This is a genomic window from Bacillus sp. EB106-04-02-XG92, from assembly GCF_058791995.1.
This window is the reverse complement of record NZ_JBYTEA010000014.1, coordinates 122,040-129,204: the sequence shown is the minus strand read 5'-3', so window position 1 is coordinate 129,204 and position 7,165 is coordinate 122,040. Positions and strand designations below refer to the sequence as shown.

Annotated in this window: 6 protein-coding genes; 4 read left to right on the top strand and 2 right to left on the bottom strand. The window is 34.4% G+C overall.

The genetic code is table 11. The features are described 5' to 3' along the window. Positions 1-924: IS4 family transposase (locus AC3WVA_RS25305; RefSeq protein WP_492322255.1), on the bottom strand; the 924-nt coding region annotated here is incomplete at its 3' end. A 605-nt stretch (positions 925-1,529) separates the two neighbouring features. Between AC3WVA_RS25305 and AC3WVA_RS25300 the strand changes: the two genes are divergently transcribed. The 4 genes from AC3WVA_RS25300 (at position 1,530) to AC3WVA_RS25285 (ending at position 5,526) form a co-directional block, all read left to right on the top strand. Next, positions 1,530-2,495 (top strand): hypothetical protein, encoded by a 966-nt coding sequence (locus tag AC3WVA_RS25300; protein ID WP_098881578.1) that lies wholly within the window; start codon positions 1,530-1,532, stop codon positions 2,493-2,495. Between the two features lie 411 nt (positions 2,496-2,906). Next, entirely contained in the window at positions 2,907-3,665 is a 759-nt protein-coding gene (locus AC3WVA_RS25295; RefSeq protein ID WP_098345552.1) for a DUF975 family protein, read from the top strand. Between the two features lie 173 nt (positions 3,666-3,838). After that, positions 3,839-4,195, top strand: coding sequence for a hypothetical protein (locus AC3WVA_RS25290; RefSeq protein ID WP_048525182.1), 357 nt, complete (start codon positions 3,839-3,841; stop codon positions 4,193-4,195). Positions 4,196-4,698: 503 nt separating this feature from the next. Then, complete coding sequence (locus tag AC3WVA_RS25285) at positions 4,699-5,526, top strand: endonuclease I family protein (protein WP_098521481.1); 828 nt, start codon at positions 4,699-4,701, stop codon at positions 5,524-5,526. Positions 5,527-5,658: 132 nt separating this feature from the next. Here the strand turns inward: AC3WVA_RS25285 and AC3WVA_RS25280 are convergent, their stop codons facing one another. Further along, the gene (locus AC3WVA_RS25280; protein ID WP_098881579.1) at positions 5,659-7,089 is read right to left on the bottom strand and encodes a YfcC family protein; all 1,431 of its coding nucleotides are present in this window, start codon (positions 7,087-7,089) and stop codon (positions 5,659-5,661) included. Between the last annotated feature and the right edge of the window lie 76 nt (positions 7,090-7,165).

Here is a 7,165-nt window from a genome sequence, read left to right as displayed (position 1 = left end):
TACGTTCGTAATAAGAAGGTTGATCCGACTTGCATATTTCGGCATCCTCTTTTTTGCTTTCTTGTGATGTTCCAAACGTTTCTCCCACTCAGTTTGTGTTAGACGGTATATGACAAGGCGTGTTTTATGTTTTTGGCGAAGTCCTATATAGATTTCTGGTAATTCTAATATTTGTCCTTCAGATAGATCTTTCGTCAATTTTTCTAAATCAAGAAGAGTCCATTTTCCATCTTTCTCTTTTTGATAGACTTGTGTATTCCAGCGAATACGTGACACATAAAATGCTTTTCGATCCGCAATTTTTTCTAAATCATAAATAGAAAAATAACCAAGATCACGAAGAGAAAGTTCCCCTGGCTCTAATGTTTGCGTACGTTCCTGTCCATAACGGCAATCGCTACTTGTTCCATCTCTTACAGCTGTTTCTAAAAATTCTCCAGAAATCAGTTCATACTCTAATTGAATTTTCACACCAGCTTCTGAACCACCACCTCCTATCCCTTTGTAAGAAGATGCATATTGAGCTGGAAGCTGAAAGGCTGTTGAATCTAGTATACGGATACGTGTAAAACGGTTAGATAAAGGAGTCATTGGAGAAAACTTCTTTCGAAATACTTGTAAAAACAATTCCCTTAAGAATTGTACAGTCTGTGCATTAAATCGTTCGTTCAGACCTTGACTAGATAATTGGATTCCCGTAGCTCTAGTTAGTTTCGCACATAAACTAACTAGGGATTCTGTCCCAATTTCCTGGCTGAGAAACACGCATAATGAAACGAGGTCTTGTGCTCTACACTTTCGTTTTCGTCGAATCATTCCAGTTTTAACTGCTAGTAGTTGTAAGTGGTGAATCGAAAATTTACTTTTAAATTCTTCACCTAGTAAACGTAACTCTTCTTGTGTAACGTCATTAATTTTAGACATAAAATGGGTCATCCTTCCTTGCGGTATGCATGGAAGGATGACCCATTTAGTTAAATTTTATTCATTTCCTTAAGTTGATGGCTATGGTCCACATGGGCAGTTTATTTTATTTTTCCGTATAGCATAGATTATTTTGGAAAATGCTGACGGTATCCCAGGGAGTATGAAAAAACAACAAAATACTAAACTTTGGAAGTTAAATAAAGGATGATCAAACTGTAAAAAGACATTAAAGCTATTAAATTTAAAAACCTAAAAACAAGCATAACCCCGTTCTAAATTTAGGGCGGGATTAAAATATAGTTGTTTCTGTAGTACTTACATTTCTTTAAACACTACAGAAACAACTATATTATTTTTTAAACATTTTTATTATTTTTGAACACTAAGGTTTCTGGTAGGGGGGTGTCTTAATTTAAAATTGGTGATGTGCTAAACTTTATGAGGGCGTTTCGCAGAACTGTTTCAATATGTGTTACTATTTAGTTGTTACATCAATAATTACTAAAATAAGGTAAAGTGTATAGGGATGAAGAGACTAGCGATAAGTTTAGTATCTGAAAAACCTAATTTTACTGGTCAGTGAAGGGGGATCTGCATTTGATATGTTAAAAGATGAGATTATTTTGGATAAGCTGCAGCAATTTGTTTCTGAGGAATCTATTCAACGCCAAAGTATGAAGAGTAGCCTTGCTGATTTTATACTGTCATTTGGTGAAACGTCGAAAGCTGCAAATTGGATAGTTAGCTATATCGAGAGCTTATGTCATGACAAGCATGATAAGGGTGTTTACACTCAAATGAACAACCCTGAATTAATTGCTGATTTGTTAGAAGTGGCTTATGAAAGTCTGAGTAGGGACGCTGATCTGCAACCATACGTTACGCAAATCGCAAGATTATTGTATATTGACAAGAAGGCACGAGACACGTTAAATTCTGAACGCTATGTTCAGTATCGGGCAGCTGTGATGTTGGATGAATTAATTTCCTTAAACGTTTCTCTGCCACTGGAAGTAGTAGAGCTGGTGTTATCGGATTATTATATACCGGATATACCAACAGAAGAGTTCATTTGCAGTATATGGAGGAGAGTGGCTGAAAGAGGCATTAATATATCCAATCATATAAATTCACTTGTCATCAATGTTAAGAACCACGAATCGTCTACTCTCACTAATAATAGTATACTAGCTTTATGGGCATGCATTCGCAGGGGATTCTTTGATACACCTATCCCTGATAGTAATCAAACTTATCACGTATGGCTTTGGCACATGACTACAAGCTGTGTAGATAAACTGAAGAAAATATACGAGGAACCTACCCGCTCAGTGGCAGTAGGCTGTCTTCTTGAAACTGTAAGGATATATCCGGAGGCTCAATCTTTGATTCTAGAGTGCATGGATAAATGGGGAATTGCAGAACCAAAGCGTCCACGTAGTGATTTTCAACGAGATTTAAAAGAGCTTTTTTCACGTTGCGAAAATCATCCAGATATAAATTGCTTACCAGAGAATTATGTTATTACTAAAAGAGGAATCATGTCGAGAACTAAATCTAACTCGTAATTCAAATAACGTAAGGATTGTACGAATCACGTTTGGTTATTTTGCAGAATGCTGACGTCCCAGGGAGTATAAAAAAACAACAAAATACCAAAAAAAATTATATGGAGCGAGATACCATATAATTGTAATAGGTGCTTTTTACGAATTTTCAATAGATAATACTAAATGAAAAAATAGGTAAAAAAGTGGAGGTATTTGTCTAAATATATAGAATTTTTCAACAAAAATTCATAATTATGTTATATAATGATGTTAACAAACTATATTTTAGGCATTACCCCCGATTGTGTAGAATAAATGATTTTTTGATGAGTTAAAGTGTTTGGCTAAAAGAACTTGTAGCGAGGCCTTGCTACAAGTTCTTTTATTTTTTCAGTAAAGGAAAATAAGAAAAAAGAAGGGGACACAAGTATGATTGGAAATTTAAAGAAAGCAGCATTGAATTCGTTAGATGGGAAATGGGGGGTAGGTATAGGAGTATCAGCTTTATTCTATTTTGTACCAACCTTAAGTGCATCAGCAATCGCCTTTTTTATGTATTTAATATTCGTACTGTTTATCGGGATAATTGGCCCTGATGCATTATTTATTTATTCAATAGGTGGGCAACTACAAGTAGATCCAGTAGCACTTGCTGTACTTATTCTCAGTTATATTGGTTTAGGGGTGGTATGTTTCCTAATTTACAGTGTTATACAAGGTATCTTTCATTATGGATATTCTGTTTTTACTTTACACTTAGGGAAACAAGAAGAAGCTAAGGTAGACGATGTATTTTCAGGATTTAAAAAGAATAATTTGTTTAAATCAATGAAGTTAGGTTTGATGCAAGCTATTTTTCTTTTTTTATGGAGCCTATTATTTATTGTTCCAGGTATTATTAAATATTTTTCTTATTCCATGTCGTATTACATATTAGTTGAGAATCCTGATTATACAGCAAGTGAAGCATTGAGAGAAAGTAAAAGAATAATGAAAGGACAAAAGTTAAAATTATTTGTTCTTTGGCTATCATTTATTGGTTGGTTTTTATTAGCTGCATTTATAGGGATGTTTACGTTTAATCTATCATTTATTTTCATTTCTCCTTATTACAATACAACTGTCTCGCATTTTTACTTAAATTTAATTAAAAAACAGGATATTGGAGAAGCGAAGGTAAGTATATAAATAAGAAGAAAGTGTAGAATAGGTGAAATGTATACTATTCTTAAAAGTGGGTATGCAATTAAGCATATCCGCTTTTAATATTATGTTAAAAATTGGATATATATTTGATAATTAGATTATAACATTAATGTGCATTACTGAATATCATAATGATATAATGGAGGTGATGTTATATGGCTCTTACTACAGGACCAATTGAAAACGTAGGAAATCAACCTGCTAATGCAAATAAAGTTAGGGTGAAGATCCTTAACCGTACTGCGGGCCCACTTACTGGAGTTGCTAGAGTTTTTAGACTTGACGGTTCATTAGTATTAATTGAACAGGTAAACTTCAATGTAAATTCTAATGCTTCTACTTTTGCGACTCTAAGTTTAGTTCACCCTGCTTTTGGACAAGCATTTGAATATGAAGTTCAAATTGTTGCTAATCAACCTGGTGGACTATATAGTGTTTATGGACTAACAGCTGAAAATGTTATTATTACTGCACAACGTGTTGTAAACTCAGAATTGACACAGTTTCTTTAATTAAAATAGATTGGTGCCTACATGGTATCCAATCTATTTTTGTATGTATTATTCAGAGAAAGAAAGGTTTTACACAAAAATAAAGACAGTTATGGAAAAGGGAAAAGTTGAGCTATCATCTTGATTTTTATTATTTCTGTCTTAGACTGTATCTGTTTTGTTGCACGGTTTTCTTTGAATGCTTTTTATTCAAACTGTTTTTTTAAAGTATTTACTAAATATGCATTATTGCATAAATAAATTTAAATTTATAAGTTAATATTAAACTACTTTTTAGTTGTAAAGAATATTTTAATAATCTTTATAAGAGAAGGATATTCCTTGTTAAAAGTGAAATTGTTTGGAATGTGAATAAACAAAAAGTTTAGAAGTGATACAGACTCAATAGAGTCTCGTATTAAATAAACAGAAAAGGGGTATGGGGTTTCTAAAGAGTTTTTGGGGGTTAGAAAGCACTTATTAGTTAATAGCTTCAAATTATATTTTAAAGGGGAAATGGGTATATGAAGTTTCGAAATACAAAGCTTGCTATGGTTACACTATCTTCATTTTTTATTTTAGGTACTGCATCTCTATCATTCACAGATATCATACACGGTGAAGTAGCTTCTGCATCACCACAAGAGATTACTGCGAAAAGCTATGACGATACATATTATAATAATGCAATAGGAAAAACGGGTTTAGAATTAAAGAAGGAACTTCATAATATTATTGATGATCATACAAAGTTATCATACAGTGCGGTTTGGGAAGCACTAAGAGATACGGATGAAGATCCAAATAATAAAAACAATGTGATACTCTTATATACTGGGCGTTCGCAAGGGAAACTTACGAATGGTTCAGGAGTTGATAATTGGAACCGAGAGCATGTTTGGGCAAAATCTCACGGTGATTTTGGAACGACTGCAGGAGCTGGAACAGATTTGCATCATTTAAGAGCGACGGATGTATCTGTAAATAGTTCACGTGGAAATCTGGATTTTGATAATGGTGGTGTGAATCATTCGGAAGCGACAGAATGTAAATACGATAGTGATTCTTGGGAACCTCGTGATAGTGTAAAAGGAGATATCGCTAGAATGCTATTTTACATGGCTGTTCGTTATGAAGGAGACAACGGCGAAATAGACTTAGAATTAAATGAAAAGGTGAATAACAATAAAGATCCATACATGGGCAAACTATCCGTTTTACTAAAATGGAATGAACAAGACCCGGTAGATGATTTAGAGCGAAAGCGTAATGAAGTGATTTTTGCGAAATATCAACATAATCGTAATCCTTTTATTGATCATCCGGAATGGGTAAATAAAATTTGGAACTAAAATACTTAAAGGTATTTTACTTTGAGAGAAGGGATTGATCACTATGGTCAATCCCTGTTTATATCTATACTAGAATAAGTGATTTGGAGAATAGAATAGATATTTTATCAAGTTAAGTATAATATGAGTCTTTTAATACGGTCCCCACTCAATATTCACGCCAACAATAAGAAAAATAAGTCCAATAATAAACCAAATGCATGCAAGTGGAGCCATAAATCGAATCCATTTTCCGTAAGAAATGCCGCTCGCTGCGAGGACGCCCATTAAAACACCGGAAGTTGGATTGAGGCAGTTTACTACACCTTCTCCAAGCATCACAGCTTGTACTGTAACTTGGCGTGTAATGTGCATGAAATCGGCAAGTGGAGCTAATATCGGAATGAAAATAACAGATTCTCCTGTCCCGGATGAAATGAGGAAATGTAATGCGGCACTACTTACATACATGCCGATAACGCCAAATACAGGGCTATGTCCTTCGAGAGACTGTGCGAGCTGATTCACAATTGTATCAAGTAATTTGCCTTGTTCTAGAATGACTGAAATACAACGAGCCATTCCGACGATCAAGGCACCGTATATGAGATTTTGGCAGCCTGCTAGAAAAGTAGAAGCGATATCGTTTGCTTTCATACCACCTATTATTCCCGCTGTAATTGCGATGAAAATAAAAGTAGCGGTCATTTCTGCGTCTGTCCAATGTAGACGGAAAGCGCCTATTAAAAATACAATTAAGGATAAAGCTGAAACGAGTAAAATTAATTTGTGACGTATTGTCCAAGGAACTTCAGTTTTCTCTATTTCTTTCTCACTTGAAAGAGCATTACTTGGAAACCAGTTATCTCCGAGTATGCTTCCTTTATTCGATTTTTTTAAACGTTGTATATACCAATTAATATAAAGAATGGTGGCAATTAAAAAAGAGATATAGATTGCCGTACGTAAACCAATCCCTGAAAACATCGGAAGTTCTGCGATTTTTTGTGAAATGCCTAAAGGTGAGGGAGATAATATAGTAGCATTAAAACCAGCATAAGTGCCTAAATATATAATTGCTACGCCGACGATAGCGTCCCATTTTAATGTGCGCGCAACGATGATGCCGATGGGGATAAAGCCGATAACTGAGTTAACGATAATGCCAGTTGTTCCGAGAATAGAAAAGAGTGCGGCGACAATACAAATGAAAAGTAATTGCTGATTACGAAATTTATTAATAACATGATAGATTAAACCGTCAAGAGCGCCTGTTTTTTCAAGAATGGCAATGGCTCCGCCTGTAAATAAAATTAAGAAGATGATAGGAGCAGCAAGTGTCATTCCTTTTTCAATAGCAGTAAAAAAAGAAACAAACCCTACCGGAGATTGTGGAACAGAATGATAACTTCCTGGTATTGTCGTCGTAACAGTACCGTTTGTAACCCTTTTAAACTCTCCAGCTGGAACGAAATATGTAGCAATGGCACAAAGTAAGGCAATAAAAAATAATAGTACGTACGCGTCAGGCATTTTAAACTTTCGTTTACTTGGCTGCTTTTTTACCTCGGTATGTAATTGCATAAAAAACCTCCTTTTTCACCTAGTTAATTTTTAATATTCTGAAATTTATCTGTGAAATAGATTATAATAAAGGTAG